Origin of the sequence: Serratia sp. S4, assembly GCF_000347995.1 — a bacterium.
GTDB classification, from domain to species: domain Bacteria; phylum Pseudomonadota; class Gammaproteobacteria; order Enterobacterales; family Enterobacteriaceae; genus Serratia; species Serratia quinivorans.
Genome location: NZ_KB661120.1, coordinates 4,296,968 through 4,321,979, shown reverse-complemented (window position 1 = coordinate 4,321,979; position 25,012 = coordinate 4,296,968). Strand labels below are relative to the sequence as shown.

Below are 25,012 nucleotides of genomic sequence, written 5' to 3'. Positions count from 1 at the left end.
GAGCCAAGGGCTTGCAGCGATGTTACGGGGGAAGCCGATGATCTTTTGCGGGTTTCACGCAGGGGAAGCAGAGGGCGCTAATAATAGATACTTTCGCTTTCAGAACGGGCTGGCGTGATGGGCTTTGATTGGCTCTTCGGTCATGGGATGAACAAAATGCAGCTCACTGGCGTGCAGCATCAGCCGCGGGGTCCGTTCGGTGCCGGGCAGTAGGAGACCGCCATACAGGTCACAGCCCAAAATAGGGTGGCCCAATTGCTGACAGTGGATGCGCAGTTGATGAGTACGCCCGGTTTCCGGGGTTAGCTGCACCCGCGTCAATGGCAGTGACGTTCCGTCTGCCAACTCATGATAAAAGCGCTCAATGACCTGATAGCCGGAGCGAGCGGGCTTGCCGTGGATGGCGCAAATCGACATCAGCGGGAACAACGCCGGATCTTTGGCAATCGCTGCGTCTATCACCCCTTCGTTATCGGCCAGATGCCCGCACAGCAGTGCGCTGTACACTTTGGTCACGGTACGCTGGCTGAACTGCTGGCAGAGGGCGGCATTGATAGCCTTATTGCGGGCAATCACCATCAGCCCGGAAGTACCGAAATCCAGGCGGTGGATCAACGTGCAGCCGGGGAATTGCTGTACCAGCCGATGATGCACTGAATCGAGATTTTGCGGATTTTTCCCCGACAGGCTGAGCAGCCCGGTGGGCTTATTGATCAGCACCAGACTTTCGTCCTGATAGAGGATCTCGATCTGCTCATGGCACGGCGGGGCAATAAAGGTATCGATAATCTTGGACATCAGGCAACCCGGAGGGAGAGTGGGTGCGGATGATAACGAATTTTAAACCGGCTGACGAATTACGATCGCCTGGCAACAGGGCGGGGAAAAACCGAGAAGGCTGATTTCCATGCCAGCTAACTTTGTCTTCACCAGATGCCTCAAAGCATCCGGTGAAAACTTTTGATACTGGAACTGAGGCCCGCCAAGCCAATTTATTGCCCGTAATACGCATTCTTGCCGTGTTTGCGCAGGTAGTGTTTATCCAGCAGTGCGGGCTGCATGCTGCTGATGCCCGGCGTCAGTTGGCGCGAGAAAATCCCCATATAGGCAATTTCTTCCAGCACCACCGCGTTGTGTACCGCGCTGTGCGCGTCCTTGCCCCAGGCAAAGGGACCGTGTGAGTTGACCAGCACCGCCGGAATGGCGTTCGGGCTGATACCGCGTCGTTGGAAGGTGTCGATAATCACCTTGCCGGTCTCCAGTTCGTAATCCTGCGCAATTTCGTCCTCGGTCATCAGCCGGGTGCAGGGAATGGCACCGTAGAAATAGTCGGCGTGGGTAGTGCCCCAGGCGGGGATGTCCAGCCCGGCCTGCGCCCAGATGGTGGCGTGGCGCGAATGGGTGTGTACGATGCCGCCGATATCGGCAAATTCACGGTACAGCGCCAGATGGGTGGCGGTGTCCGAGGAGGGCTTTTTGCTGCCCTCGACGGTTTGGCCACTGGCGAGGCTGACCACCACCATGTCCTCGGCCACCATGTGTTCATATTCCACGCCGGAAGGCTTGATCACCACCAGCCCGCGTTCGCGATCCACCGCGCTGACGTTGCCCCAGGTGAAAGTCACCAGGTTATGGCGCGGCAGGTCGAGGTTGGCTTCCAGTACCTGTTGTTTCAGCTGCGACAGCGTTAGCATGTCATACCCCCTTGTTGCATTTTTTGTTCGATCCAGCGGCGTGCCTGTACGATTTCTGCCACTGGCTCTTCGGCTTTCTCGGTCCACATCTCGATCAGGAAAGCGCCGCGATAGTTAAGCTGTTTCAGCGTGCGGAATAGCGCGACGAAGTCGACGCAGCCTTCGCCAAAGGGCACGTCGCGGAACTGCCCTGGCGAGCTTTCGGTGACCGGATAGGTGTCTTTCAGATGGATGGCGGCGATGCGGTCAATGCCCAGCGCCAGTTCCTGCGCCACGTCATTGCCCCAGGCGCTGAGATTACCGACGTCCGGATAGACCGTGAACCACGGCGATGCCAGGCAGGTATCCCAGACCTTCCACTTGCTGATTGAGTTCATAAAAGCGGTGTCCATGATTTCCACCGCCAGCATCACCTGGGCGGCGGCGGCGCGTTCGACCGCCCATTGCATGCCCTCGGTGAAGCGGGCGAGGGTGCTTTCGTCCTGCTGTTCGTAATAGACGTCATAACCGGCGAGCTGGATGGTACGGATACCTACGTCCTTCGCCAGTTGGATCGCCTGTTCCATCACCTCGAAGGCGCGTTGGCGCAGCGCATCGTCATGGCTGCCGAACGGAAAGCGGCGGTGGCCGGACAGACACATTGATGGGATGCTGATGCCGGTTTCCAGCATGGCGCTGACTAGCGACAGCCGCTGTTCTTTGCTCCAGCTCAGGCGTGCCAGCCGTTCGTCACTTTCATCCACCGACATTTCGACAAAATCAAAACCGCAGGCCTTGGCCAGCGCCAGACGCTCGGGCCAGGTCAGGTGTTTCGGCAGGGCTTTTTCATAAATTCCCAATGGGTGCTGGCGCATATCAACTTCTCCAGATGTCATCAATGGCGGTGCGGAACTGACCGGCGGCGGTCAGCGGATCGGCAGCTTCTGCCAACGCCCGGCCGACGATAAAAGCGGTAACGGCGATGTCCTTAAACAGCGGTAAATCGGTCGGGGTGATGCCGCCAGTGACCGACAGCTCAATGCCCAGATCCGACAACGCTTTCATCAGATCCAAATCCTGCCGGCCCCAGGTTTGTCCGCTGGCCTGGGCGTCGCGGCCACGGTGGTAGATCGCCTGGCGGATGCCAAGCTCGCGCCACTGCCGGGCATCGTCCAGCGTCCAGCGGCCGAACAGCTCAATCTGGATCTCGCCCTGGTGCTGTTGCGCCACCTCCAGCGCGCTGGCCATGGTGGCTAACGGCGCGGCGCAGATCACCGTCATCCAGTTGGCACCGTGGCTGAAGGCCTGCTGTGCCAGCGTGCCACCGGCATCGGCCACTTTCAGGTCGGCCACCAGCGTATGTTGTGGGCAGCGTTCACGCAGCGCGCTCACCGCCTGGATACCGGCGCTGATGCATAAAATGGTGCCGGCCTCGATAATGTCGACGTGCGGCTGCAGGCGTTCTGCCGTTTGCAGGGCGGCGTCCAGCCGGGTGTGATCGAGCGCCAGTTGCAGACGCGGTTTGTTGCTCATAGGGCCTCCTTCTGGATGGATTGCAGCGTGGCTACCAGCGCTTGATAACATTGATATTTTTTACCGTAAGCCTCTGCTGCTGCTGCGTCCGGCAGCACCCGTTCGATGCGCGGTGCCAGCGCTCGCTGGGCGGCAGTGAAATCGCTGAATACGCCGCTGCCGACCATTGCCGCCATGGCTGCACCCAGGCAGCCGGTTTCTTCCACCTGCGGCAGTTCCACCGGTAGGTCGCTGACGTCGGCGAACATTTGCATCCAGGGGGCGGATTTGGCAGGACCGCCGGTGACGCGCAGCGCAGTAGCCGCAGGGAAGCGTTGCCGCATGCGGTTGAGGTGGGTCATATGGCAGAACACCACGCCTTCATAAATCGCCTGTACCAAGTGCTCGCGCTGGTGGAAGGCCTGCATGCCGTGAAAGCTGGCGCTCAGGCCCAACCCGGCGTTGGAGCCGTACAGGAAGGGAACAAACAGCAGGCTGCTGTCGGCCTTCGGCAGCGTTGCCACCCAGTCGTTGAGCTGGGCGTAGTCCTGCAGCCCCCATTGTCGGCAGAACCACTCCAGGTTGGCGGCAGAGGTTGGGCTGGCTTCGTGCACAATGTATTTGCCGGCTTCGGCGTGGCGACCATAAACAAACGGGTGGTCGAAACCGTCGGTGATTTTGTCGGTAATGCCGCTGGTAACCGACCAGGTGCCCATCACTGCGTTGAGCCGCGTTTCGTCGTGTAACCCGGCGCACAGCGCGGTGGACACCACATCGAACAGCCCGCCGACCACTGGCGTACCTGCCAATAGCCCGGTTGCCTTTGCAGCGGCGGCGTTGATCCGTCCGGCGATTTCGGCCGAACCGACAATCGGCGGCAGGGTGGGCATGATGTCGCCAATGCCCAGCAGCTGTGCCAGCGCCGGGTCATAGCGACCCTCGGCCATTTGGTAAAGATTGGATTCGGAGATATTGGTTTCTTCACAGGCCAACTCGCCGGTCAGGCAGTAGCGCAGATAATCGTGGGCCATCAGTACGCTGCCGATCTGGCGATAACGTTCCGGCTGATGCTGCCGAACCCAGCGCAGCAGCGACACCGGGTGACCGGTCCACAGCGTTTGCCGGGTCTGCGAATACAGCGTCTGCGGCACGCCCTGTTTTTGCCATTCCTGCACCAGCGCCAGTGCGCGCTGGTCAGAAGACAGCATGGCATTACCCAGTGGCTGCCCTTGCTGGTCCAGCAGAAACGCCCCTTTGCCCTGCGCCGAGATGCCGACGGCCTGAATATCACCGACAGCAATCTTGTTGCGGGCCAGCAACTCGCGGATCACCTCGGCAGCGGTGTGCCATAGCGCAGGCATATCCCGCTCCGCCCAACCCGGTTGGGGCGAGACAATGTCCAGGTTGCGGCGAGCGATGCCCAGTTCAGTTCCCTGACGGTCATACAGCCCGGCTTTGATAAAGGTGCCGCCGCAGTCCAACCCCAACCAATAGTCCATTATTCGGCCCTCGCGCTTTGGTCGCATTTGTTCGGCAGCATCAGCGCCAGCACCGAGGCAATGGCCAGTGATACCGCCAGGCTGTAAACGCCGACGTCCTTGCTGAACAGGCTGATCAATACGCCGACCATATAAGGGCCGCAGAAACCGCCCAGGTTGCCCAGTGCGTTGATCACGCCGCGTGCCCCACCGGCCACTTCGGCATTGAACAGTTTGGGAGGAATGGTCCAGAACACCCCGGCGGCGGCCTGGATGAATACCCCGCAGCCGACCAGCGCGGCGTAGGACCACCAGATGTGATCTTTCAACAGTACCGACAGCGCCATGCAGATGGCGAAGCAGGCCAGCGGCAGCGCGACGAAGATTTTGCGTTTTCCGGTACGATCGGAGAGTGAGGAAATCACCAGCATGCCGAAGATGGCACCGATGTAGGGCAGAATAGCCAGTATGCCGACCTGTTCCATGTTGCCGTTGGTCAGCCCCTTGAGGATGGTCGGCAGCCACAGGGTGTAGCCGTAAATCCCGGTCTGGTAGAAGAAGTTCACCAGGATCAGCTGCCACATGATCTTGTCGCCCAACACCCGGCGCAGCGAGGCGTTGCGCACCGTTTTGCCTTTGATCAGCAGTTGTTCGTCATGCAGCGTTTTGATCAGGTAGTCTTTTTCCGCTGCTGAAATCCACTTGGCCTCCTGCGGACGGTTGCTGATGGTGAAGTACCACAGCACCATCACCACCAGCGACAGCGCGCCTTCCACCAGAAACAGCATACGCCAGTCCCAGACGGTGATGATCCAGCCGGACAGTGGGGCGGTGAGAATACCGGCTATCGGCACGAACATAATGACGATGGCGTTGGCACGGCCGCGTTCCTTGTCCGGGAACCAGTTGCTGATCATGGTCAGCACCACCGGCAGCATGCCGCCCTCGGAGACGCCCAGGGCAAAGCGCAGGAACAACAGTTGATACTGGTTACTGACCAGCCCGGTCAGCACCGAAATAATCGCCCAGGCCAGCAGCGACCAACCGATGAATTTCTTGCCGTTGCCGTACACCGCCAACTTGCCGCCGGGTACCTGCAGGAACAGATAACCGATAAAGAAGATGCCGCCGGCCAAACCGGCCATCGAGGCGGTAATACCCAGCTCGGCATCCATACCACCGGGCATGGCGAAGGCGATATTCACCCGGTCCATATAGGAAATGATGCAGGTAATCAGGATCGGCGGCACGATCCGCAGCCAGCGTAATTTGGGGATCGCCTGGTTTTGAGTGACAGAAACAGAGGCAATATTCATATATACACCTGTAGGGTCAGATTTTATTGTTTTGGTGGTTTAAGGCGCAGGGGCGCCCACACCCGCCCGTAGGCCGATGATTTTTATCTTTGATTCCTTTGCTGTCGGTCAGGCGCTAAATAATGCCAGCGGTATTTTCACCACTACTTTGCGAATATCGCAGGGTTGTTGATGAATACAGGCCGGGCGATGAACATCCTGCGGGAAAAATACCGCAAAGTTACCGGGCTGCATGGTTAACCAGGATTCATCCGCGACGTCCTGATAAAAAATAATGTCGCGCTGCGCCAGTAATTCCTGATGGATCGGGTTATCGCCACGATCCGCCGCCACGCCGATCAATTCGCTGCCGCTGACCAGAAACTGCACATCAACATTTTGACGGTGCACTTCGGGCCGCAGATCGCTCGGTTGCTGGGTGTGCAGATCCAGCACCTGTACTACATAGCCGGTAGCGGGATCCTGATAACGTCCGGCGGGCAGGGCGCTGAAATCCGTGCCTTGCAAATAGGCGATGGCGTGAGCCACCGGTGCCGGGTAGTGCTCCGGTGAGGTATTGGCGATATGGCCAAAGATCATGGTGTTTCTCCTGTTACAGCGCCTGAATGCGCGCCCAGATGCGCTCATCCACCGGAATGCCGTCACGCATGTTTTCTGCATGAATGCGTGGGAATTTATGGCCCGGCAGGCGGATAGCCACCTCCGGGTTATCGCGTTCGGCGCTGGTGATGTAGTCCATGATGCGCTGCAGTTTTGCATCGCGAGTGGCACCGTCGATCAAGCGTTCGATCTCAATGGCGATAAACACCTGCGACACGCCGTACTCGTCACTGTTGTCCTCGGTGACTTCCGCGACTGAAGATCCGCCGGAAAGCAGGGTGGCAATCATATCCAGCACTACCGACAGCGCCGATCCTTTCCAGTAGCCCATCGGAAGAATGCGACGGTTCTCTTCAATGGTGGCCGGATCGCGCGTCAATTGCCCGTCGTTGTCAAAGCCGCCGTCCACTGGCAGGGTTTTGCCCGCCAGCCGGTTCAGCTCCAACGCGCCATAGGAGAACATCGACATCGACATATCCACCATGGTGATTGGGTTACCCGGCACCGCGACGATCAATGGATTGGTGCCGATGCGGCACTCTTTGGCTCCCCAGGGCGGCATCACTGCTGCTGAGTTGGTCCAGCAAATGCCGATATAGCCTTTCTCTGCCGCTTGCCAGCCGTAGCCGCCGCCGCGCATCCAGTGGTTGGCATTACGCAGGGCCACCAGCCCGATACCGTGGCCGTCGGCTAACTGCATGGCGCGATCCATCATCTTGCGGGCGGTGAGGTTACCTATGCCCTGATGGGCGTCCCATTGCTCAATTGCACCCAGCGACAGCAGCTTACTGGGCTCGGCGTCCGGCACAATATCGCCAGCGTCCAACTGCTGAATAAAACGTGGGAAACGGTTAACGCCGTGGGAGTAAACGCCGCTGGCGGAGGTATCGGCGAACATACCGGCACAGTCATCGGCGGTGCCTTCCGCCACGCCCCGCGCCAATAGCACGCGTTTGAATTGCTGCTTTAGATCGGTGTAACTCACTCTCATCCTGATTCTCCGCTACGGCGTGTTTGTTTGTTTTGTGCTCTTTGTATTTCAGTATACGGAATTGCATTTCAAATAAATGCTATACCTGCGGTTAAACGAAGTCAAAGCGACGGAAGAGAAAGTTATTTATATAAAACAGTGTGTTAAATTAATCTGATGAATTTGTGATCGACAACACGTTTTGGGGCATTGACGTGCTTCAGACGTGGCAAAGCAGAGCGGAACAGGCCCGCTCTGCCAACATCATTTTTCCCCGTTATCCGCGAGTATTCAGCACCATGCGGTATAACGAGGTGGTGGCGGTAATGTACAACTCATTGCCGTCCGGCCCGCCGAAGGTGCAGTTAGAGACGCGTTCCGGTACCTCAATCTTACCGAGCTGTTTTCCCTGGCTGTTGAAGATCAGTACCCCATCGGCACAGCTGCAAAACAGGTTACCGATCTCATCAACACAAAAGCCGTCTGGGAAGTCGGGCGCCACGCTGACGAAACGCCGACCGGCGTCCAGTTCACGCCCATTGACCTGATAGACCCGCAGTTCACTGCGGCCGAGGGTCGGGAAATCAACGATCGACATGTCCGCCACATATAACAGTGACTCATCCGGTGAGAACGCCAGGCCGTTTGGCCGCTGCAGGTCACTGGCGGCAATGTTCAGCGAGCCGTCGCGCGGATCAAAACAGTAGAGGTAGCAGCCGATGATCTGGCTTTCCGATTTGTAACCCTCTTCATCCCCGGTGATGCCATAGGGCGGGTCGGTAAACCAAAGGGTGCCATCGGAGCGAACCACCAGGTCATTAGGGGAGTTGAAGCGCTTGCCGTCTACTCGATCGACCAGCATTTGCATCTCACCGTTGCTTTCGGTGCGGCTGATGCCGCGCCGCCCGTGTTCGCAGCTGATCACCCGGCCTTCGGCATCGCGCGCATTGCCGTTGGCATAGTGCGACGGGGAGCGCCACAGGCTGAGTTCTCCCTGTCGCGACCAGTGGAACATGCGGTTGCCTTTCACGTCGCTGAACACCACCGCATCCTGCAGCGGCAGCCACACCGGCCCCTCGGCCCAAATGGCCGGTGAGCACAGGCGTTCAAGCGGGTGACCTGTCATCAGTGGGTTCATGCTGCCTCCGCTTACTTCACGCCCCAAATGGCTTTGTAGTGGCCCTGATAATCATTTTGCGGGTCATACCGATTGCTGCTGCCACCGTCGGCAGTGATATTGTCGCGGGTCACCAGGTGCGCCGGGGTGACGTAGCCGGAAGGCGGCTGTTTGGCGAAGGCGCGGTTAAACTCATCCAGCAGTTGCCAGCCGTGCAGTTTAAGCGGTTCCGGTACCGTAGCCGATTGGCTGCCCCCAGAGCGGATACGTTGGTAGGCGGAAATAGAGCCGTCGCCGGCCGAGATGCTGTAGGGCGCATTGTTGCCGCCTTTGCCCGCGGTTTTCAGCGCCGGGGCCATAAAATCAAAATACAGATCGTTAATGGCCAGCGCGTACTGGAACTGGTCGCCGTATTTTTGCAGCAGGCTGAAAGTCATGGCCGGCATGCGGTTGGCGGTATCCGCCAGCGGGGTGTCGATAAACTCGACCACCTTACAGCCGCTGCATTTGCCAATTTCCTCTTTCATTACGTTGGCCTTGTCCAGCGCGATTTGGTACAGCGAATCGGTAAAGATCAACACGCTGGCCTTGCCGCCGGACTGCACCACCGCATACTGGGCGGCGATGCGTGCCACTTCATTGGAGTCGGAGGTGACATTGTAAAACACGTTGTATTTGGCGATTGGCCCCGGCTCAGGCACTGCATGCCAGGCGGTCAGCACAATGCCTTGCTGGATGGCTTTTTTCAGCGGGATCTTGGCCACGTTCGGGTTCCAGCCGCCGATCACGATACCGTCCGGCTTCTGGGCAATCGCCTGGTTCAGTGACGCCAGCTGATCTTTCACCGAGCCGCCGCCATCCAGGGTTTCCAATTTCCAGCCGGCCGCTTTCGCCGCTTCACTCAGCCCTTCCTGCACGCCCTGCACGCCGCCGTTTTTCATGTCCGAAGCGATAAAGATGATTTTCTTGTTGGCCTGTAACTTTGGCCCGCTGGTGGGGCCATCCCACTGGGTCACGCTGGCGGTGGCCTTGGTGACCGCCGCCGTGGCCTGGTCGAGATAGGCATCGGCCCAGGCGGATGAGGTGGCGCTGGCCAGCAGCAGGGTGGTGGGCAATATCCAAAGATGTTTCATTCGGTGAACTCCTGGTTAAGGATTGATCGCTTTATGGTTATTTTTATCAGCCGAAGTGGCTGGGCTGCGTTGAACCGCTTTTTGATTGAGTAGCCGACGGCGTTGGGCGTAGCCTGCCAGCGTGATTGACAGCAACAGCGTCGCACCGTTAAACAGCGGTTCGACCCAGAACTCACCGCCAAACTGCTGGATACCGGCGATGCCGATAGCCAGAATGGCGATGCCGACTACGGTGCCCCAGACGTTAACCCGACCGGGACGAATGGTGGTACTGCCGAGGAAGGCACCCACCAGCGCGGGCAATAGATAGTCCATGCCGACGCTGGCCTGGCCAACACCCTGCTCGGCGGCGATCAGCACCCCGCTAAAGCCGGTCAGCACGCTGGAGGCGATAAAGGCACCGATGGTAAAGCGATTGACCGAAATGCCGTTCAGCCGCGCCGCCGCCGGGTTACCGCCAACGGCATACATGCAACGGCCCAGTGGAGTGTGTTCGGTGATCAACCACAGCACCACCGCGACGATCAACACGTAGAACGCCACGATCGGGATCCCGCCGATCTCGGTGTGGTGCAGGGCGATAAAGGCGTCCGGCAGATCGCCGACGATCTGTCGTCCGCCGGAGTGCCACAGCGCAATGGCATACAGAACGGTGCCTGATCCGAGGGTGGCGACGAAACTGTCGATATCCGCCAGCGCCACCAAAATACCGTTCAACAGGCCGTACAGCGCGGAGAGTGCCAGCACCGTTAGCACCGCCATCTGCCACGAAAAGCCGTATTCCACCTGTAAGGTAATGGCCAGGATATGCCACAGCACGATGCCGAAGCCGACGTTAAGGTCAATTTTGCCGACGATCATCGGGATGGTCGCCGCCAGCGCCAACAGGGCGATTTTTGCTTTGCTGGAGAGGATCGCCTGCAGCGTCAGCATTGAGGCGAACGTGGGGGAGATCAGTGAAAACAGGATCACCAGCGCAATGCACAGCAACAGCAGGCCGTAGCGGGTAAGAACCTGCATCAGCCACGGGCCGGCGCCGTCCTGCGACAGGCTGACTCTTTGTTCTAGTGCCGTTGATTTAACAGATGTTTTAGACATGACCCACCTCAGATTCTAACCTTGTCTCGAGAGTTTCCCCGGCGCTGGCGGAGGCCAGTTCCAATAAATTGGCGAATGACACCTGCTGATTTTTCAGCTCGCCGACCACTTTTCCCCGGTTAAATACCAGTGCGCGGTTGCAGATATGGGCGATCTCCTCAAAGTCGTTGGAGATAACCAATACCGCCACGCCTTCCTCCAGGGATTTATTTAACAGATGGTAGATTTCCGCCCGTGCGCCGACGTCGACGCCGGCGGTGGGATCTTCCAGGATCAGCAGTGGGGCGGCCAGATGCATCCAGCGTGCCATGACCACCTTTTGCTGGTTGCCGCCGGACAGGGCGCTGATATCGATATTGACGTCCTTGGGCCGCACGTCGAACAACTGAACTTTCCACCAACTGGCCCCGATCTCGGCCCGGCGGCTATAGCGTGACAGCAGTTTGTGGCCGCTGGCCACAGGGTTGATAAACAGGTTTTCACGCACGCTCATCGACATCACCAGGCTTTCGCCGGTGCGATCCCCTGCGACCAATGAGACGCCGCAGGCCATGGCTTGCTGTGGGCTGCTGGCGGTGTAGCCTTGCTCGCGAAAGCGGATTTCGCCTTCATCAGCGTGACGCAGGCCAAACAGCAACCGGCCAATTTCTTCCTGACCGGCGCCGCGCAGACCGGCCAGCGCCAGCATTTCCCCAGGCTGCAGATTGAAGCTGACCGGGCCGATATCACCGACCACCACGTTATTGAGTTGCAGCACGGGCGGCTGATTTTCAGGCAGAGGTTCACGCTGATCGTCAGCCATTGCTTCGCCGACGATCATCTGCACCAGATCGCGCAGTGAATAATCGGCGGTATTGCCACCGGCCACATAACGGCCGTCGCGCATAACGCACACCCGGTCGGCAATTTCGATTACTTCATCCAGCCGATGGGTGACGTAAATCATGCCGACTTTTTTGGCACGTAGCCGGTTAATCACCGCGAACAGGTGGCGCACATCGTTGGCGGGCAGCGAGGCGGTGGGTTCATCCAGCACCAGCAGTTCGGCATTGACCGCGACCGCCCGGGCTATCGCCAACAGCGATTTTTCGGTACGCGACAGTTCGAAGACTCTGGCGTCGGGATCCAACTCTATGCCGACATCCTGCAGTGCCTGAACGGCACGGCGGCGAATGGCACGCCAGTCGATCAGGCCGAAACGACGTGGGAAACCCATCACCAGCGCCATGTTTTCCGCTACCGTCATCCATTCGATCAGCCCGAGATCCTGATGAATAAAGGCAATAGGCTGGCGGCTGTCACTTTTTATCGCCGCGGCGGAGGCTATGCTGGCCCCTTGAAACTGAATATCGCCAGCGTCGCGTGGGTAAACCCCCGCCAGTACTTTGATCAGCGTCGATTTGCCCGCGCCATTTTCGCCCAGCAAGGCCAGGACTTCGCCCGGCATCACCTGCAGGCTGACGTCATTCACCGCGACGTTACCGCCAAAGCGTTTGACGATATGGCTGAGGGTGAGAATGGGTTGTTCCGCATTTTCTGGTGTCATGTGATGCGCCCCTGGTCCCTGCATCCGCGATCGGCGTGATGCTTGTTGGTGGTTATATCGCCTTTAAATTTCAATATGCGAAATTCAATTTCAAAAATAATATGCCGATTGCCGATCTAAAGCAAAGCAGGAGAGGTTTTAATTTTCTTTTTAAAACAATTATTTATTTATGTCTTTGCGGAATTGTGACGCACAACTCACTTCGGAAGTTAGCGGAATGTTGCGAGTTTTTAACCCGCTGACGACAATGAAACGGCGTTCCGTCTTCACCTGATGCGGGCCTTGGGGTAACATTCCCGGCAAAGGATCCGTTTGCCACGCCGTGGCGTTGGCTGGCGGCCCGACACTGGAGAAATTGCGCTATGAGCCTGAAAGCTGTCGACGAGAAAGATGACAAGAAAGACAAACCCCTGGGCAGCCAAAGCCTGTTCCGTGGTTTGCAACTGATTGAGATCCTGAGCAACTTCCCTAACGGCTGCCCACTGGCGCACCTGTCTGAGTTGGCCGGTATGAACAAGAGTACCGTCCATCGCCTGCTGCAGGGGCTACATACCAGCGGCTATGTCACTCAGGCGCCGTCGCCCGGTAGCTACCGTCTGACCACCAAGTTTATTTCTGTCGGTCAGAAGGCGCTTTCTTCGCTGAATATTATCCATGTCGCTGCGCCGCATCTGGAACAGCTCAATCTGGAAGTGGGGGAGACGGTTAACTTCTCCAGCCGCGAAGACGACCATGTCATTTTGATCTACAAGCTGGAGCCAACCACCGGCATGATGCGCACTCGCGCCTATATCGGCCAGCATATGCCGCTGTATTGCTCGGCGATGGGCAAAATTTTTATGGCCTACGGCAACAGCGATTATCCCGATCGTTACTGGCAAACCCATCAGCATGAAATTCAGACATTGACGCGCAATACCATCACCGAGTTGCCGAAGATGTATGAGGAACTGGCCGATATTCGCAAGCAGGGCATGGCGATGGATCGCGAAGAGAATGAGCTGGGGGTGTCCTGCGTGGCGGCACCGGTATTTGATATTCAACAGCGGGTGCCTTATGCGGTGTCGGTCTCTTTGCCGACCGCCAAACTGCAACAGATTGGTGTCAAAGCCCTGATTAAGCCGGTGCTGGCGACCGCACAGCGTATTTCTCAGGAGCTGGGATTTGTTATTCCCGCCTGATTATTAGCATTGCTGATAGTTGATTAGAAATATCAATTTCACCTAATAATTTTTTCCTCCTATGATGCGCGTATTGACCGATACGCGCCGCTGAACGGCGCTCTTTTCTCTGTGAGGAATACCATGCTAGCTGTCTTTTTGCAGGGCTTTGCCCTGAGCGCCGCGATGATCCTGCCGCTTGGCCCACAAAACGTTTTTGTTATGAATCAGGGCATTCGTCGCCAGTATCATCTGATGGTCGCGTCGTTGTGTGCGCTGAGCGACATCGTGCTGATCTGCGGCGGGATTTTCGGTGGCAGCGCCTTACTGAGCCGCTCGCCGCTACTGCTGGCGCTGGTGACCTGGGGTGGGGTAGCTTTTCTGCTGTGGTACGGCTGGGGGGCCTTTCGTACCGCATTTAGCCGGCAACTGGCGCTGGCGACGGCCGAAGAGCTGAAGCAAAGCCGCTGGCGGCTGGTGGTTACCATGCTGGCGGTGACCTGGCTGAACCCGCATGTCTATCTCGACACCTTTGTGGTGCTGGGAAGTTTGGGGGGGCAACTGACGCCGGATGTACGTTCCTGGTTTGCGCTGGGGGCGGTGAGCGCTTCCGTCGTGTGGTTCTTCGCCCTGGCACTGTTGGCCTCCTGGCTGGCGCCGTGGCTGAAAACCCAAATGGCGCAGCGCATCATTAATACATTGGTCGGGGTGGTGATGTGGGGCATCGCCTTGCAGTTGGCCTGGCAAGGGGCAAGTTTATAAGAATTTGTCACTAATCCGAATTCAAAAACCCGTGCGATATGCTAGCTTTGATGCCAAGGAACTGGCCTTTCAGGCCGGTAATCAGTTAGAGCCTGTCATCAAGGAGACACCGTGAAGCTTAAAGCATTGGCTATGGCCGCAATGATTGGATTAGGGACGTTACCTCTGGCGCTGCAGGCGGCAGAAGTGCCGGAAGGGCCGCACGTAGTGACCTCGGGTACCTCCAGCGTTGACGCGACGCCAGACATCGCCACCCTGGCGATCGAGGTCAGCGTTTCATCCAAAGACGCCGCCCAGGCGAAGAAGCAGGTTGATGAGCGCGTAGCGCAATATTTTGATTTCCTGCAGAAAAACAATATTGAGAAGAAAGACATCAGCGCCGCCAACCTGCGCACCCAGCCGGAATATGATTACCTGAAAACCGGTGAGTCGGTGCTGAAAGGCTACCGTGCCGTTCGTCAGGTACAGGTGACGTTGCGCCAGTTGGACAAGTTGAACGAGCTGCTGGACGGGGCGTTGAAATCCGGTCTCAATGAGATCCGTTCCGTTGAGCTGGGCGTGGCAAAACCGGATGTCTACCGTGAGCAGGCGCGTCAGAAGGCTATCGAGAACGCGACTCAGCAGGCGGCTTCATTGGCGAAAGGCTTTAACGCCAAGCTGGGGCCGGTATACAGCATTCGTTACCATGTCGCCAACTACCAGCCGATGCCGGTAGCGCGCATGTATAAATCGGCGGGTGCGGCAGCGGAAAGCGACGCGGCACAAACCTACGAACAGCAAAGCATTCACTTTGACGATCAGGTGGATGTGGTGTTTGAGTTGCAGCGCAACGCGGCACAATAATATACCCGTCATACTTGAAGCTGCATCTGTGTTGGCTGCAGGCAGTCACCCCAGTCACTTACTTGAGTAAGCTCCTGGGGACTCCTGCCCTGGCCGCCTTGATGCAGCTCCAATTATTTAGGGTATAACACTGGTTTTGCAGACTACTTACAAAGCTCGTTATTAGGGAGAGCGTGCCGAAGGGGTCGTAACGGCCTTGGCCGTCGACCAATTTGCCGGGAGCAAATTGGAACGACTTCCAGTCGGCCCGAAGGGTGGGATACAGGGATGTATCCCATAATAGCCCCTCGGTGCGCTAGGCCCGTGTATCTCGGGCTTAAAAACAACTTTGTCAGTAACCTCAAAAGGTTCGCCGCGGCGAACCTTTTCTATTTAATCCTGGCGCAGAACCTGGCGGCCGTGCTCCAGCAGGGCATCGGTCACTTTACGCATCATGCGGCTCTCCGGCGCGAAGCGGTGCCAGAACAGCATGCGGCGCTGGAACAGGCCCGGCGTCAGATCGATCAGTTCACCCGAAGCCAACTCTTTCTCAATCTGCAGATGCGGGATCATACAGCAGGTGGTGCCCTGGCGTGCCAACTGCACGAAGGCTTCCGACGAGTTCACAATATGGCAGGGCACGCTCCCCGGCGACAGATCAAAGTTCTGCTGCAGGAAAGCCTGGTGCATGTCGTCGAGATGATCGAACGCCACCGCCGGCGCTTTGAGTAGCGCGGAGCGCGTAACCCCGTTCGGGAAGTAACGCTCGGCAAAACCCTTCGAGGCGACAAACAAATAGTCCAGCGCGCCCAGTTGATCCACCAGGCAGCTTGGCAGCGGCTGTGGCTGGATACTCACTGCACCCACCACTTCACCCCGGCGCAGACGTTCCTGAGTGCGGGTTTCGTCTTCGACCTGCAGGTTCAGGCGGATAGGCGAATCTGTCAGCACCGGTTTCAATGCCGGTAGCAGCCAGGTCGCCAGGCTGTCGGCGTTAACCGCCAGCGACAGCAGCAGCGGCGTATCAATGCCGGTATCGTTGCCCAGCCACTCTTCTTCCAGTAATTCCACCTGGTGCAACAGCGCCAGCAGTTTTTGGCCCTGCTCGGTCGGGCGTGGCGGCACGGTACGCACCAACAGCGGTTGGCCAAACAGGTTTTCCAACTGCTTGATGCGCTGGGATACTGCCGATTGTGTGATGCAAAGTTTTTGCGCGGCGCGCTCAAAGCCACGCTCACGGATCACCGCGTCCAGCGCTTGCAGCGTTCGATAGTCTGGGCGTTTCATCGGAAAGATATCCCTTAAAGTAAATTGATACAGGCACTATGCCACATCTCTGGTGTATTACAGGTGGAAAATCACCGGGCTATCTTGCCGCACCGCGCCTAAAAATGCGGCCTGGCGTGAAGAAGTGTGATCCTGCCTAAGTGAAAAATAGCGATTTACCCTATAATACGCACACGTTTTCGTACAGAGGCAATGGACATATTATGACGCAGGATGAACTGAAAAAAGCGGTTGGCTGGGCAGCACTGGATTACGTTACCCCGGGCACCATCGTTGGGGTCGGCACTGGCTCGACCGCCGCCCACTTTATTGACGCGCTCGGCTCGATCAAGCACCAGATCGAAGGGGCGGTGTCCAGCTCTGACGCCTCTACCGCCAAGCTGAAAAGCCTCGGTATCCACGTTTTCGACAGCAATGAAGTGGATTCACTGGATATTTATGTCGACGGCGCGGATGAAATCAACCGCCATATGCAGATGATCAAAGGCGGCGGCGCTGCGCTGACGCGTGAAAAAATCATTGCCGCTATCGCGCGCAAATTTATCTGTATTGTCGATTCCAGCAAACAGGTCGATGTGTTGGGTAAATTCCCTCTGCCGGTAGAAGTGATCCCGATGGCACGTTCTTACGTAGCGCGTGAGCTGGTCAAGCTGGGCGGGCTGCCGGAGTATCGTCAGAATGTCCTGACCGATAACGGCAACGTGATCCTCGATGTGCATAACCTGAGCATCATGGACGCCATTGCGCTGGAAAACAAAATCAACGGCATCGCCGGTGTGGTGACCGTGGGTCTGTTCGCCAACCGGGGTGCCGATGTGGCGCTGGTAGGTACGCCTGACGGCGTGAAGGTTGTCGAGTAATGTAGTGCCGCTACAGGTATGCGGTCTTGGATCCCACCAGGCCGCATAATTCACTGGTTAAAATATCTTTTATTAAAAGCGTCAAATTTGGTGACATATGTCACATTGCGAGCGATAGCTCCACGAAGCTTCTGCCTATTTCTTTCCCTATGGCATTTTCTGCCAGAAACCACCAACAACGCTGAGCCTTGTACTGACGGGCGGGCAATCGTTTGTATTGCCGCCCGCGATATTTTTGTTATGTTGGATGCGTGCTGTTTCACAACAGCCGCTTCTGAAGTCTGAACATAGGGTCGGGTAAATGGCAAAAGTATCATTGGAGAAAGACAGGATTAAATTCCTGTTGGTGGAAGGGGTTCATCAGAGCACGGTAGATAATCTGCTGGCAGCCGGATATACCAACATTGAATATCACAAAGGTGCGTTAGACACCGAATCGCTTAAGGCATCGATTCGCGATGCTCACTTCGTCGGTATCCGATCGCGCACAAATCTGACCGAAGAAGTTTTCGCTGCCGCAGAGAAGCTGGTGGCGGTTGGCTGTTTCTGTATCGGCACTAACCAGGTTGATCTGAAGGCGGCGACCAAACGCGGCGTCCCGGTGTTTAACGCACCTTTCTCTAATACCCGATCCGTGGCTGAAATGGTGCTGGGCGAACTGCTGCTGATGTTGCGCGGCATTCCGTCCGCCAACGCCAAAGCGCACCGTGGCGAATGGCAGAAGCTGGCCGTCGGCTCGTTTGAAGCGCGCGGCAAGAAGCTGGGGATTATTGGCTACGGCCATATCGGCACCCAACTGGGTATCCTGGCCGAAGGCCTGGGCATGAAAGTGTTCTTCTACGATATCGAGAACAAGCTGCCGTTGGGTAATGCCCAGCAGGTGCGCCACCTGTCCGATCTGCTCAATATGAGCGACGTAGTGACGCTGCACGTGCCGGAAACCCTGTCGACCAAGAATATGATGGGCGCAGAAGAGCTGGCGTTGATGAAGCCTGGCTCGATTCTGATCAACGCCTCGCGCGGTACCGTGGTGGATATCCCAGAATTGTGCAAAGTCCTGGCCAGCAAGCATTTGGCCGGTGCGGCGATCGACGTCTTCCCGGAAGAACCTGCGACCAACAGTGAGCCGTTCATCTCACCGTTGTGCGAGTTTGACAACGTGATCCTGACTCCGCACATTGGCGGTTCTACGCAGGAAGCGCAGGAGAACATCGGTGACGAAGTGGCCGGTAAGCTGGCAAAATACTCCGACAACGGTTCGACCCTGTCGGCGGTTAACTTCCCGGAAGTATCACTGCCGGCGCATGGCCCTAATGCCAGCCGTCTGCTGCACATCCATGAAAACCGTCCTGGTGTACTGACGCAGATTAACCAGATCTTCGCTGAAGAAGGGGTGAACATCGCCGCGCAGTACCTGCAAACCGGTCCGGAAATCGGCTACGTGGTTATCGATATCGAAGCGGAAACCGAACGTGCTGATGCTGCACTGCAACGCATGAAGGCTATTGACGGCACTATCCGTGCTCGCCTGCTGCTCTGATTGAATACGCGGTGACAAAAAGGCCGGATTTTTCCGGCCTTTTCTATTTGGCTATCTGCCATGTCCAATTTTGAGATGGGGTAATGATTTCCGGCAGCGGGATATCCCAATGCTCCACCGGCAACTGTTCCACCTGCTGGCAGTCATGCGCCAACCCGATCGGGTAAGGGCCGAGATGTTGCCAGTTTTGCAGAGTGCGATCGTAAAAACCGCCGCCCATCCCCAAACGCTGGCCCGAGCTGTCAAACGCCACCAATGGCGTCAGCACCACGTCGAGTGATCCGACCGGCAAGACGTTGCGCACATCGAGCTGTGGCTCAAGGATATTGAAACGGTTGTGAACCAGCGGCGTTTCCGGGGTGTAACGCAGGAACAGCAGGTTGCCGGGGCTAAACGGGTGCAACACCGGCAGGTAGACTTGCTTGGCCTGTTGCCATAACCGTTCAATCAGCGGACGGGTATCCAACTCACCGTCAAACGACAAAAATACTGCAATGCTGTGCGCCGCCTGGATGCGCGGATGTACAGCGATACGTTCGGCAGTTTGCAGGGCAAAGTTATTTTGTTGTTCAGAGGTTAGGGCGCGTCGACGCTGACGGATTTGGTTACGGATGTTTTGCCGCTGCTGGGCATACTGGGCTTGAAAAGACATAGTCAGCACACTTACCGCTGAGGAAGGGGGAATCTCCGAGATGCCGTCGCAGGCTGTAACCCTTGAACCCATGGTTCAAGGTGAACGTGCTGTCGCAATCTTAAGGCTTCTCGGCGGGCCGAGCATGCACACCGATCGCGGATCATCACATTCTGTTGGTACTAAATATCGGCTCAGGGGACTGGCCCGCTGGCGAACATCTCAGAGAAATTTTTTACTCATTGCCGAAACCTTGGATTTCAGCAACTTAAGTTATTCGAATTGTGCATCCTGACGTTCAGAGATGCGACCCTGTTCAAGCAAAGCCTGTTCAATGGTCTGTTGTAGCATGCGAATGCGTTGTTCCATATTGGACGCATAATCACGGGTTTTCAACCGTTCTTGAGCAAGTTCGTGACAAACATTCAATGCCGCGATGAAAACGAGCTGCTCAGTATTTGTGACTCTAGTGCGAACTTTAAGATCTTGCAACCGTTCGTTAAGATCGACCGCTGCCATGTTCAACGCATCTTGTTGTTCTGGCGGGCAATTGACTCTTAAAGAGCGACCAAAAATTTGAATATCTACTGGTTGTGCAGACATGCCACCTTCCTGCCTAAATTTCGCGCCAGCCTCAACCTGCCCTTACCGGGCCGTCCAAAGCGGGCGCCACTATATATACCTCGGTACCAAGATACAACCCCTTTTTCAGTACCTGGTTGTAATCTACTGCGACAGACATTACCAGTCAAAAAAGGGTTTCAAAATGCGTATTTAGCTTCATTTTGTTCCCTGCCGGCAGTGTGTGAGATCTGGCACATCACGATTATAACTAGCCACTGAGGTGTCGTGCTTATCTGGTACAGCGACGGACCTTGGTGGTAGCATAACACGAACTTATCCTGCCAACGATGACGAATACGCATGTCTATACAGAATACATTTCCAAGTTACCAATCTTTGACCCTTGCCCTCAACCAGCAAGCGGTGGCGTTGACCGCTGCAGAAATGCACGGCCTGATCAGTGGCCTGTTGTGCGGTGGCAGCCGCGACGCCGGCTGGCAATCGCTGGTCTATGATCTGACTAACGAAGGCGTGGCCTTCCCGCAGGCGCTAAGCTTGCCACTTCAGCAACTTCATGAAATTACGCGTGAAACGCTGGAAGACGACGATTTCATGTTCCAACTGATGATGCCGGAAGGCGAGACGGTCAGCGTGTTTGATCGCGCCGACGCGCTGAGCGGTTGGGTGAACCATTTCCTGCTCGGGCTCGGCATGATGCAGCCGAAACTGGCTCAGGTGAAAGACGAGGTGGGTGAGGCGATCGACGATCTGCGCAATATCGCCCAACTCGGTTATGAAGAAGACGAAGACCAGGAAGAGCTTGAGCACTCTCTGGAGGAAGTGGTGGAGTATGTGCGGATGGCGGCCATTTTGTGCCACACCGAATTTACCCGCCGCAAGCCGACGGCACCGGAAAATGCCAAACCGACCTTGCACTAAATACCCGATTTCACGTCCTTAAGGCCGTGAGCACAGGCAGATTGATTTCAGGAGAAGGTGATGACTCAGCAGGAATTCAACAGCCGCCGTCAGGCGCTGTTGGCTAAAATGGCTCCGGCCAGCGCGGCGATTATTTTCTCTGCGCCGGAAGCGACGCGCAGTGCCGATACTGAATATCCTTACCGTCAGAACAGCGATTTCTGGTACCTGACCGGTTTTAACGAGCCGGAAGCGGTGCTGATTCTGGTGAAAAGTGACGAGACGCATAACCACAGCGTGCTGTTCAACCGGGTGCGCGATCTGGCGGCGGAAACCTGGTTTGGCCGCCGTCTGGGCCAGGATGCCGCTCCGGCGAAGCTGAGTGTGGACCGCGCTCTGCCGTTCAATGAAATCAACGATCAATTGCCTCTGTTGCTCAATGGCCTGGACGTGGTTTACCACGCACAGGGCCAGTACGCCTATGCCGATAAAATAGTGTTCGACGCGCTGGACAAGCTGCGCAAAGGCTTCCGTCAGAACCTTCAGGCACCGGCGACTCTGACCGACTGGCGTCCGTGGCTGCATGAAATGCGCCTGTTCAAGTCGTCCGAAGAGATGGTTATCATGCGCCGCGCAGGTGAAATTAGTGCGCTGGCCCATACCCGTGCGATGGAGAAATGCCGTCCCGGGATGTTCGAATATCAGCTCGAGGCGGAAATTCACCATGAGTTTACCCGCCTGGGTGCCCGCTCCCCGTCCTACAACACCATCGTCGGTGGTGGAGACAACGCCTGCATCCTGCATTACACCGAGAACGAAAGCGAATTGCGCGATGGCGATCTGGTGTTGATCGACGCCGGCTGTGAGTTTAAAGGCTATGCCGGTGACATCACCCGTACCTTCCCGGTCAACGGCAAATTCAGCCGACCGCAGCGCGCGGTGTATGACATCGTGCTGGCGTCACTGACGCGGGCGCTGGAGATGTTCAAGCCGGGCATCAGCATTCGTGTGGTGAATGATGAGGTGGTGCGCATTATGATTACCGGGATGGTAGAGCTGGGGATCCTGAAAGGCGAAGTAGAGCAGTTGATTGCCGAGCAGGCCCACCGTCCGTTCTATATGCATGGCCTTGGCCACTGGTTGGGGCTGGATGTACATGATGTCGGCCATTACGGCACGCCGGATCGCGACCGTACGCTGGAGCCGGGTATGGTGCTGACGGTTGAGCCGGGGCTGTATATTGCGCCGGATGCCGACGTGCCGGAAGAATATCGCGGCATGGGCATTCGTATTGAAGACGACATCCTGATCACCGCGACCGGTATTGAGAACCTGACTGCCGGCGTAGTGAAAGACGCTGACGCCATCGAAGCACTGATGGCGGCGGCAAGGTAATAGCATGAGTGTAATCATCGTTGGCGGCGGTATGGCGGGCGCGACTTTGGCGTTGGCCATTTCATCGCTTACTCAGGGACGATTGGCGGTTGATCTGGTCGAAGCGACCCGACCGGACGACCGCAGCCATCCGGGATTTGACGCCCGCGCCATTGCCCTGGCGCAGGGCACCTGTCAGCAGTTGACGCGCATCGGCGTTTGGCCGGCGCTGCGTGATTGTGCGACGGCCATCACCCAGGTGCACGTTAGCGATCGCGGCCACGCCGGGTTCGTTAATTTGCACGCGCAGGATTATCAGGTTGACGCGTTGGGGCAGGTGATTGAGCTGCACGACGCAGGGCAACGGCTGTTTGCTCTGCTGGCCAAGGCCCCCGGCGTTACGCTGCACTGTCCGGCCCGGGTGGTCGATGTAGTGCGCACCGCGGAGCAGGCCGAAGTGCTGCTGGATAACGGTCAGCGCATCAGCGGGAAACTGCTGGTGGCGGCAGACGGCTCGCGTTCGGCGCTGGCACAGGCCTGTAATGTGCAGTGGCAGCAAAGCGACTATCCGCAGTTTGCTACCATCGCCAATGTCACCACCGCCGAGCATCCGCAGGGGCGCGCTTTTGAACGCTTCACCCGGTACGGGCCGCTGGCATTATTGCCGATGTCTCAGGGACGCAGCTCACTGGTGTGGTGCCATGCGCGTGAAGATCGCGAGCAGGTTGACAGCTGGGACGACGAACGTTTTATCAGTGAGTTGCAGCAGGCATTTGGCTGGCGTCTGGGGCGCATCCTTCGCGCCGGGAAACGTCACAGCTATCCGCTCAGCCTATTGACCGCCAATCAGCATGTCAGCCATCGCCTGGCACTGGTGGGCAATGCCGCGCAAACGCTGCACCCGATCGCCGGGCAGGGGTTCAATCTCGGCCTGCGTGACGTGATGTCGCTGGCGGAAACCCTGGCCGAGGCGCAGCAGGCCGGAGAAGATCCCGGTGGCTATGCGCTGTTGGGGCGTTACCAACAACGGCGGCAGCAAGATCAGCAGGCAACCATCGGCGTGACCGACGGCCTGATCCGGCTGTTCGCCAATCGCTATGGCCCCCTGGTGGTCGGTCGCAATCTGGGCCTGATGGCGATGGCCCGGTTACCGGCGGTGCGAGACGCCTTTGCCAAGCGCACTTTGGGCTGGGTCGATCGTTAAGCGGTGTATGAGCAGGGGCGTAGCGTGCTGCGCCCAAAACGCTGGGCAATGGCACAGCGAGTCATTTAAGGAAATTAAGCAGCATGCAATCATTTGACGTGGTTATCGCCGGTGGCGGTATGGTGGGGCTGGCTCTGGCCTGTGGTTTGCAGGGCAGCGGTCTGCGCGTTGCGGTGCTGGAACATCAGCAACCGGATATGACGCCGCCGCAACCACAGCCGGAACTGCGCGTTTCCGCTATCAATGCCGCCAGCGAGCGCCTGCTGCAGCATATTGGCGTGTGGGACGAGATCCTCAACCTGCGCGCCAGCGCCTATAACGCGATGGAAGTTTGGGATCGCGATAGCTTCGGTAAAATAGCCTTTCGTGGTGACGAGTGCGGCTTCAGTCATCTCGGGCATATCATCGAGAACTCGGTGATCCAGCAGGCATTGTGGAAACGGGCGGAAAGCCTGAGTGACGTCACGCTGATGACTCCGGCGGCGCTCAAGCAGGTGGCCTGGGGCGAAAACGACGCTTTTATCACCCTGGAAGATGGCCGCATGCTGACTACCCGGTTGGTCATTGGTGCCGACGGTGCCCATTCCTGGCTGCGTCAGCATGCCGATATCCCGCTAACCTTCTGGGATTATCGCCACCATGCGCTGGTGGCCACTATCCGCACTGAAGAACCGCATTTGGCGACGGCGCGGCAGGTGTTCCACGGCGATGGCATTCTGGCGTTTCTGCCGTTCAGCGATCCGCATTTAAGCTCGATCGTCTGGTCGGTGGCGCCGGAGGAGGCAGAACGGCTGAAGCAACTGGAGCCGGAGCAGTTTAACCGTGAGCTGGCGATGGCTTTTGACCTGCGCCTCGGTGCCTGCACGGTGGAAAGTGAACGTCAGACCTTCCCACTGACCGGGCGTTACGCCCGCAGCTTTGCCGCGCACCGGCTGGCGCTGGTAGGTGATGCAGCGCATACCGTGCATCCGCTGGCGGGGCAAGGGGTTAACCTGGGCTTTATGGACGCCGCCGAGTTGATTGCCGAACTGCGCCGTCTGCAACGTCAGGGCAAGGATATTGGCCAACACCTGTATCTGCGTCGTTACGAGCGCCGCCGCAAACACGGCGCGGCGGTCATGCTGGCCAGCATGCAGGGGTTCCGAGAACTGTTTGACGGCAACCATCCGGCGAAGAAGCTGCTGCGTGATGTCGGGCTGCGACTGGCCGACAGCCTGCCGGGCGTGAAGCCCAGGTTGGTGCGTCAGGCGATGGGCCTCAATGATCTGCCAGAATGGCTGGCCTGACCGCTGTCTGAGGGAGGTCGCCAGACCTCTCTGCCTTATTTTCCTCGCATTATCATCGCTCCCGAAGGCGCAGCCCTGCGCCTTATACCCATAGATTTTTCTTATATAACACTTCATTTGAAATAATCTAATTCCAGGCCGGTTTTGCCATTAGTTTTTCT

At 57.4% G+C, this 25,012-nt stretch carries 24 protein-coding genes and 1 other RNA gene; 9 read left to right on the top strand and 16 right to left on the bottom strand.

From position 1 onward, the window contains the following. Positions 1 to 99 precede the first annotated feature (99 nt). From SERS4_RS0120845 to SERS4_RS0120790, 12 genes are all read right to left on the bottom strand, one after another. Positions 100 to 798, bottom strand: coding sequence for an RluA family pseudouridine synthase (locus tag SERS4_RS0120845; protein WP_017893890.1), 699 nt, complete (start codon positions 796 to 798; stop codon positions 100 to 102). A 194-nt stretch (positions 799 to 992) separates the two neighbouring features. Further along, positions 993 to 1,694 (bottom strand): L-ribulose-5-phosphate 4-epimerase, encoded by a 702-nt coding sequence (gene araD / locus SERS4_RS0120840; protein WP_017893889.1) that lies wholly within the window; start codon positions 1,692 to 1,694, stop codon positions 993 to 995. Next, the gene (locus tag SERS4_RS0120835) at positions 1,688 to 2,548 is read right to left on the bottom strand and encodes an L-ribulose-5-phosphate 3-epimerase (RefSeq protein ID WP_017893888.1); all 861 of its coding nucleotides are present in this window, start codon (positions 2,546 to 2,548) and stop codon (positions 1,688 to 1,690) included. Before SERS4_RS0120835 ends, araD begins: the two co-directional genes overlap by 7 nt. A 1-nt stretch (position 2,549) precedes the next feature. After that, positions 2,550 to 3,206 carry a 3-keto-L-gulonate-6-phosphate decarboxylase UlaD gene (gene ulaD / locus SERS4_RS0120830; RefSeq protein WP_012146639.1) on the bottom strand — a complete coding sequence of 219 codons (657 nt, stop codon included), beginning with the start codon at positions 3,204 to 3,206 and terminating at the stop codon, positions 2,550 to 2,552. Further along, complete coding sequence (locus SERS4_RS0120825; RefSeq protein WP_017893887.1) at positions 3,203 to 4,684, bottom strand: FGGY-family carbohydrate kinase; 1,482 nt, start codon at positions 4,682 to 4,684, stop codon at positions 3,203 to 3,205. Before SERS4_RS0120825 ends, ulaD begins: the two co-directional genes overlap by 4 nt. Next, the gene (locus tag SERS4_RS0120820; RefSeq protein WP_012146637.1) at positions 4,684 to 5,979 is read right to left on the bottom strand and encodes an MFS transporter; all 1,296 of its coding nucleotides are present in this window, start codon (positions 5,977 to 5,979) and stop codon (positions 4,684 to 4,686) included. The genes SERS4_RS0120825 and SERS4_RS0120820 overlap by 1 nt, the downstream gene beginning before the upstream one ends. A gap of 108 nt (positions 5,980 to 6,087) precedes the next feature. Continuing rightward, entirely contained in the window at positions 6,088 to 6,558 is a 471-nt protein-coding gene (locus SERS4_RS0120815) for a YhcH/YjgK/YiaL family protein (RefSeq protein ID WP_017893886.1), read from the bottom strand. Positions 6,559 to 6,571: 13 nt separating this feature from the next. Continuing rightward, positions 6,572 to 7,570, bottom strand: a complete 999-nt coding sequence (gene yiaK / locus SERS4_RS0120810) for a 3-dehydro-L-gulonate 2-dehydrogenase (protein ID WP_012146635.1) — start codon at positions 7,568 to 7,570, stop codon at positions 6,572 to 6,574. 256 nt (positions 7,571 to 7,826) lie between these two features. Next, entirely contained in the window at positions 7,827 to 8,687 is an 861-nt protein-coding gene (locus SERS4_RS0120805) for an SMP-30/gluconolactonase/LRE family protein (protein WP_017893884.1), read from the bottom strand. 11 nt (positions 8,688 to 8,698) lie between these two features. Further along, positions 8,699 to 9,799, bottom strand: a complete 1,101-nt coding sequence (locus SERS4_RS0120800) for a substrate-binding domain-containing protein (RefSeq protein ID WP_017893883.1) — start codon at positions 9,797 to 9,799, stop codon at positions 8,699 to 8,701. Between the two features lie 15 nt (positions 9,800 to 9,814). Next, a complete protein-coding gene (locus SERS4_RS0120795; RefSeq protein WP_017893882.1) occupies positions 9,815 to 10,897 on the bottom strand; it encodes an ABC transporter permease in 1,083 nt (360 codons plus the stop codon). Beyond that, the gene (locus SERS4_RS0120790; protein WP_017893881.1) at positions 10,890 to 12,443 is read right to left on the bottom strand and encodes a sugar ABC transporter ATP-binding protein; all 1,554 of its coding nucleotides are present in this window, start codon (positions 12,441 to 12,443) and stop codon (positions 10,890 to 10,892) included. Before SERS4_RS0120790 ends, SERS4_RS0120795 begins: the two co-directional genes overlap by 8 nt. Before the next feature lie 362 nt (positions 12,444 to 12,805). Here SERS4_RS0120790 and SERS4_RS0120785 point away from each other — a divergent pair, with 362 nt between their 5' ends. The 3 genes from SERS4_RS0120785 to SERS4_RS0120775 all read left to right on the top strand — a co-directional run bounded on the left by SERS4_RS0120785 (position 12,806) and on the right by SERS4_RS0120775 (position 15,208). After that, complete coding sequence (locus tag SERS4_RS0120785; protein ID WP_012146630.1) at positions 12,806 to 13,624, top strand: IclR family transcriptional regulator; 819 nt, start codon at positions 12,806 to 12,808, stop codon at positions 13,622 to 13,624. 123 nt (positions 13,625 to 13,747) lie between these two features. Further along, the gene (argO, locus tag SERS4_RS0120780) at positions 13,748 to 14,365 is read left to right on the top strand and encodes an arginine exporter ArgO (RefSeq protein ID WP_012146629.1); all 618 of its coding nucleotides are present in this window, start codon (positions 13,748 to 13,750) and stop codon (positions 14,363 to 14,365) included. 111 nt (positions 14,366 to 14,476) lie between these two features. Beyond that, positions 14,477 to 15,208 carry an oxidative stress defense protein gene (locus SERS4_RS0120775; protein WP_012146628.1) on the top strand — a complete coding sequence of 244 codons (732 nt, stop codon included), beginning with the start codon at positions 14,477 to 14,479 and terminating at the stop codon, positions 15,206 to 15,208. Positions 15,209 to 15,580: 372 nt separating this feature from the next. On the opposite strand, the gene SERS4_RS0120770 is transcribed toward SERS4_RS0120775, so the two are convergent. Continuing rightward, a complete protein-coding gene (locus SERS4_RS0120770) occupies positions 15,581 to 16,474 on the bottom strand; it encodes a LysR family transcriptional regulator ArgP (protein ID WP_012146627.1) in 894 nt (297 codons plus the stop codon). A 203-nt stretch (positions 16,475 to 16,677) separates the two neighbouring features. Between SERS4_RS0120770 and rpiA the strand changes: the two genes are divergently transcribed. Both rpiA and serA read left to right on the top strand, forming a co-directional pair. Next, on the top strand, positions 16,678 to 17,334 hold the full coding sequence (rpiA, locus tag SERS4_RS0120765) for a ribose-5-phosphate isomerase RpiA (RefSeq protein ID WP_017893879.1): 657 nt from the start codon (positions 16,678 to 16,680) through the stop codon (positions 17,332 to 17,334). Between the two features lie 301 nt (positions 17,335 to 17,635). Continuing rightward, positions 17,636 to 18,874 (top strand): phosphoglycerate dehydrogenase, encoded by a 1,239-nt coding sequence (gene serA, locus SERS4_RS0120760; protein ID WP_012146625.1) that lies wholly within the window; start codon positions 17,636 to 17,638, stop codon positions 18,872 to 18,874. A 43-nt stretch (positions 18,875 to 18,917) separates the two neighbouring features. Here serA and SERS4_RS0120755 read toward each other — a convergent pair whose 3' ends face one another. The 3 genes from SERS4_RS0120755 to zapA all read right to left on the bottom strand — a co-directional run bounded on the left by SERS4_RS0120755 (position 18,918) and on the right by zapA (position 20,108). Continuing rightward, entirely contained in the window at positions 18,918 to 19,526 is a 609-nt protein-coding gene (locus SERS4_RS0120755; protein ID WP_017893878.1) for a 5-formyltetrahydrofolate cyclo-ligase, read from the bottom strand. A gap of 28 nt (positions 19,527 to 19,554) precedes the next feature. After that, a non-coding RNA gene (gene ssrS, locus SERS4_RS26575) (6S RNA) lies at positions 19,555 to 19,737 on the bottom strand. Positions 19,738 to 19,778: 41 nt separating this feature from the next. Further along, a complete protein-coding gene (gene zapA / locus SERS4_RS0120750) occupies positions 19,779 to 20,108 on the bottom strand; it encodes a cell division protein ZapA (protein WP_012146623.1) in 330 nt (109 codons plus the stop codon). 321 nt (positions 20,109 to 20,429) lie between these two features. Between zapA and SERS4_RS0120745 the strand changes: the two genes are divergently transcribed. From SERS4_RS0120745 to ubiI, 4 genes are all read left to right on the top strand, one after another. Next, a complete protein-coding gene (locus SERS4_RS0120745; RefSeq protein ID WP_012146622.1) occupies positions 20,430 to 21,008 on the top strand; it encodes a YecA family protein in 579 nt (192 codons plus the stop codon). A 60-nt stretch (positions 21,009 to 21,068) separates the two neighbouring features. Beyond that, positions 21,069 to 22,382, top strand: a complete 1,314-nt coding sequence (gene pepP / locus SERS4_RS0120740) for a Xaa-Pro aminopeptidase (RefSeq protein ID WP_017893876.1) — start codon at positions 21,069 to 21,071, stop codon at positions 22,380 to 22,382. A 4-nt stretch (positions 22,383 to 22,386) separates the two neighbouring features. After that, on the top strand, positions 22,387 to 23,565 hold the full coding sequence (ubiH, locus tag SERS4_RS0120735) for a 2-octaprenyl-6-methoxyphenyl hydroxylase (RefSeq protein WP_017893875.1): 1,179 nt from the start codon (positions 22,387 to 22,389) through the stop codon (positions 23,563 to 23,565). An 83-nt stretch (positions 23,566 to 23,648) separates the two neighbouring features. Beyond that, the gene (gene ubiI, locus SERS4_RS0120730) at positions 23,649 to 24,851 is read left to right on the top strand and encodes an FAD-dependent 2-octaprenylphenol hydroxylase (protein ID WP_017893874.1); all 1,203 of its coding nucleotides are present in this window, start codon (positions 23,649 to 23,651) and stop codon (positions 24,849 to 24,851) included. Positions 24,852 to 25,012: the final 161 nt, after the last annotated feature.

Excerpts from the sequence above, each read along its gene's own strand:
- ulaD (WP_012146639.1), bottom strand. The coding sequence starts at position 3,206 with ATGAGCAACAAACCGCGTCTGCAACTGGCGCTCGATCACACCCGGCTG.
- serA (WP_012146625.1), top strand. The coding sequence starts at position 17,636 with ATGGCAAAAGTATCATTGGAGAAAGACAGGATTAAATTCCTGTTGGTG.
- rpiA (WP_017893879.1), top strand. The coding sequence starts at position 16,678 with ATGACGCAGGATGAACTGAAAAAAGCGGTTGGCTGGGCAGCACTGGAT.
- yiaK (WP_012146635.1), bottom strand. The coding sequence starts at position 7,570 with ATGAGAGTGAGTTACACCGATCTAAAGCAGCAATTCAAACGCGTGCTA.
- SERS4_RS0120795 (WP_017893882.1), bottom strand. The coding sequence starts at position 10,897 with ATGTCTAAAACATCTGTTAAATCAACGGCACTAGAACAAAGAGTCAGC.
- zapA (WP_012146623.1), bottom strand. The coding sequence starts at position 20,108 with ATGTCTGCACAACCAGTAGATATTCAAATTTTTGGTCGCTCTTTAAGA.
- SERS4_RS0120820 (WP_012146637.1), bottom strand. The coding sequence starts at position 5,979 with ATGAATATTGCCTCTGTTTCTGTCACTCAAAACCAGGCGATCCCCAAA.
- SERS4_RS0120790 (WP_017893881.1), bottom strand. The coding sequence starts at position 12,443 with ATGACACCAGAAAATGCGGAACAACCCATTCTCACCCTCAGCCATATC.
- SERS4_RS0120805 (WP_017893884.1), bottom strand. The coding sequence starts at position 8,687 with ATGAACCCACTGATGACAGGTCACCCGCTTGAACGCCTGTGCTCACCG.
- SERS4_RS0120825 (WP_017893887.1), bottom strand. The coding sequence starts at position 4,684 with ATGGACTATTGGTTGGGGTTGGACTGCGGCGGCACCTTTATCAAAGCC.
- SERS4_RS0120845 (WP_017893890.1), bottom strand. The coding sequence starts at position 798 with ATGTCCAAGATTATCGATACCTTTATTGCCCCGCCGTGCCATGAGCAG.
- SERS4_RS0120745 (WP_012146622.1), top strand. The coding sequence starts at position 20,430 with ATGTCTATACAGAATACATTTCCAAGTTACCAATCTTTGACCCTTGCC.
- pepP (WP_017893876.1), top strand. The coding sequence starts at position 21,069 with ATGACTCAGCAGGAATTCAACAGCCGCCGTCAGGCGCTGTTGGCTAAA.
- araD (WP_017893889.1), bottom strand. The coding sequence starts at position 1,694 with ATGCTAACGCTGTCGCAGCTGAAACAACAGGTACTGGAAGCCAACCTC.
- SERS4_RS0120755 (WP_017893878.1), bottom strand. The coding sequence starts at position 19,526 with ATGTCTTTTCAAGCCCAGTATGCCCAGCAGCGGCAAAACATCCGTAAC.
- SERS4_RS0120835 (WP_017893888.1), bottom strand. The coding sequence starts at position 2,548 with ATGCGCCAGCACCCATTGGGAATTTATGAAAAAGCCCTGCCGAAACAC.
- SERS4_RS0120815 (WP_017893886.1), bottom strand. The coding sequence starts at position 6,558 with ATGATCTTTGGCCATATCGCCAATACCTCACCGGAGCACTACCCGGCA.
- SERS4_RS0120770 (WP_012146627.1), bottom strand. The coding sequence starts at position 16,474 with ATGAAACGCCCAGACTATCGAACGCTGCAAGCGCTGGACGCGGTGATC.
- argO (WP_012146629.1), top strand. The coding sequence starts at position 13,748 with ATGCTAGCTGTCTTTTTGCAGGGCTTTGCCCTGAGCGCCGCGATGATC.
- SERS4_RS0120800 (WP_017893883.1), bottom strand. The coding sequence starts at position 9,799 with ATGAAACATCTTTGGATATTGCCCACCACCCTGCTGCTGGCCAGCGCC.
- ubiH (WP_017893875.1), top strand. The coding sequence starts at position 22,387 with ATGAGTGTAATCATCGTTGGCGGCGGTATGGCGGGCGCGACTTTGGCG.
- SERS4_RS0120785 (WP_012146630.1), top strand. The coding sequence starts at position 12,806 with ATGAGCCTGAAAGCTGTCGACGAGAAAGATGACAAGAAAGACAAACCC.
- ubiI (WP_017893874.1), top strand. The coding sequence starts at position 23,649 with ATGCAATCATTTGACGTGGTTATCGCCGGTGGCGGTATGGTGGGGCTG.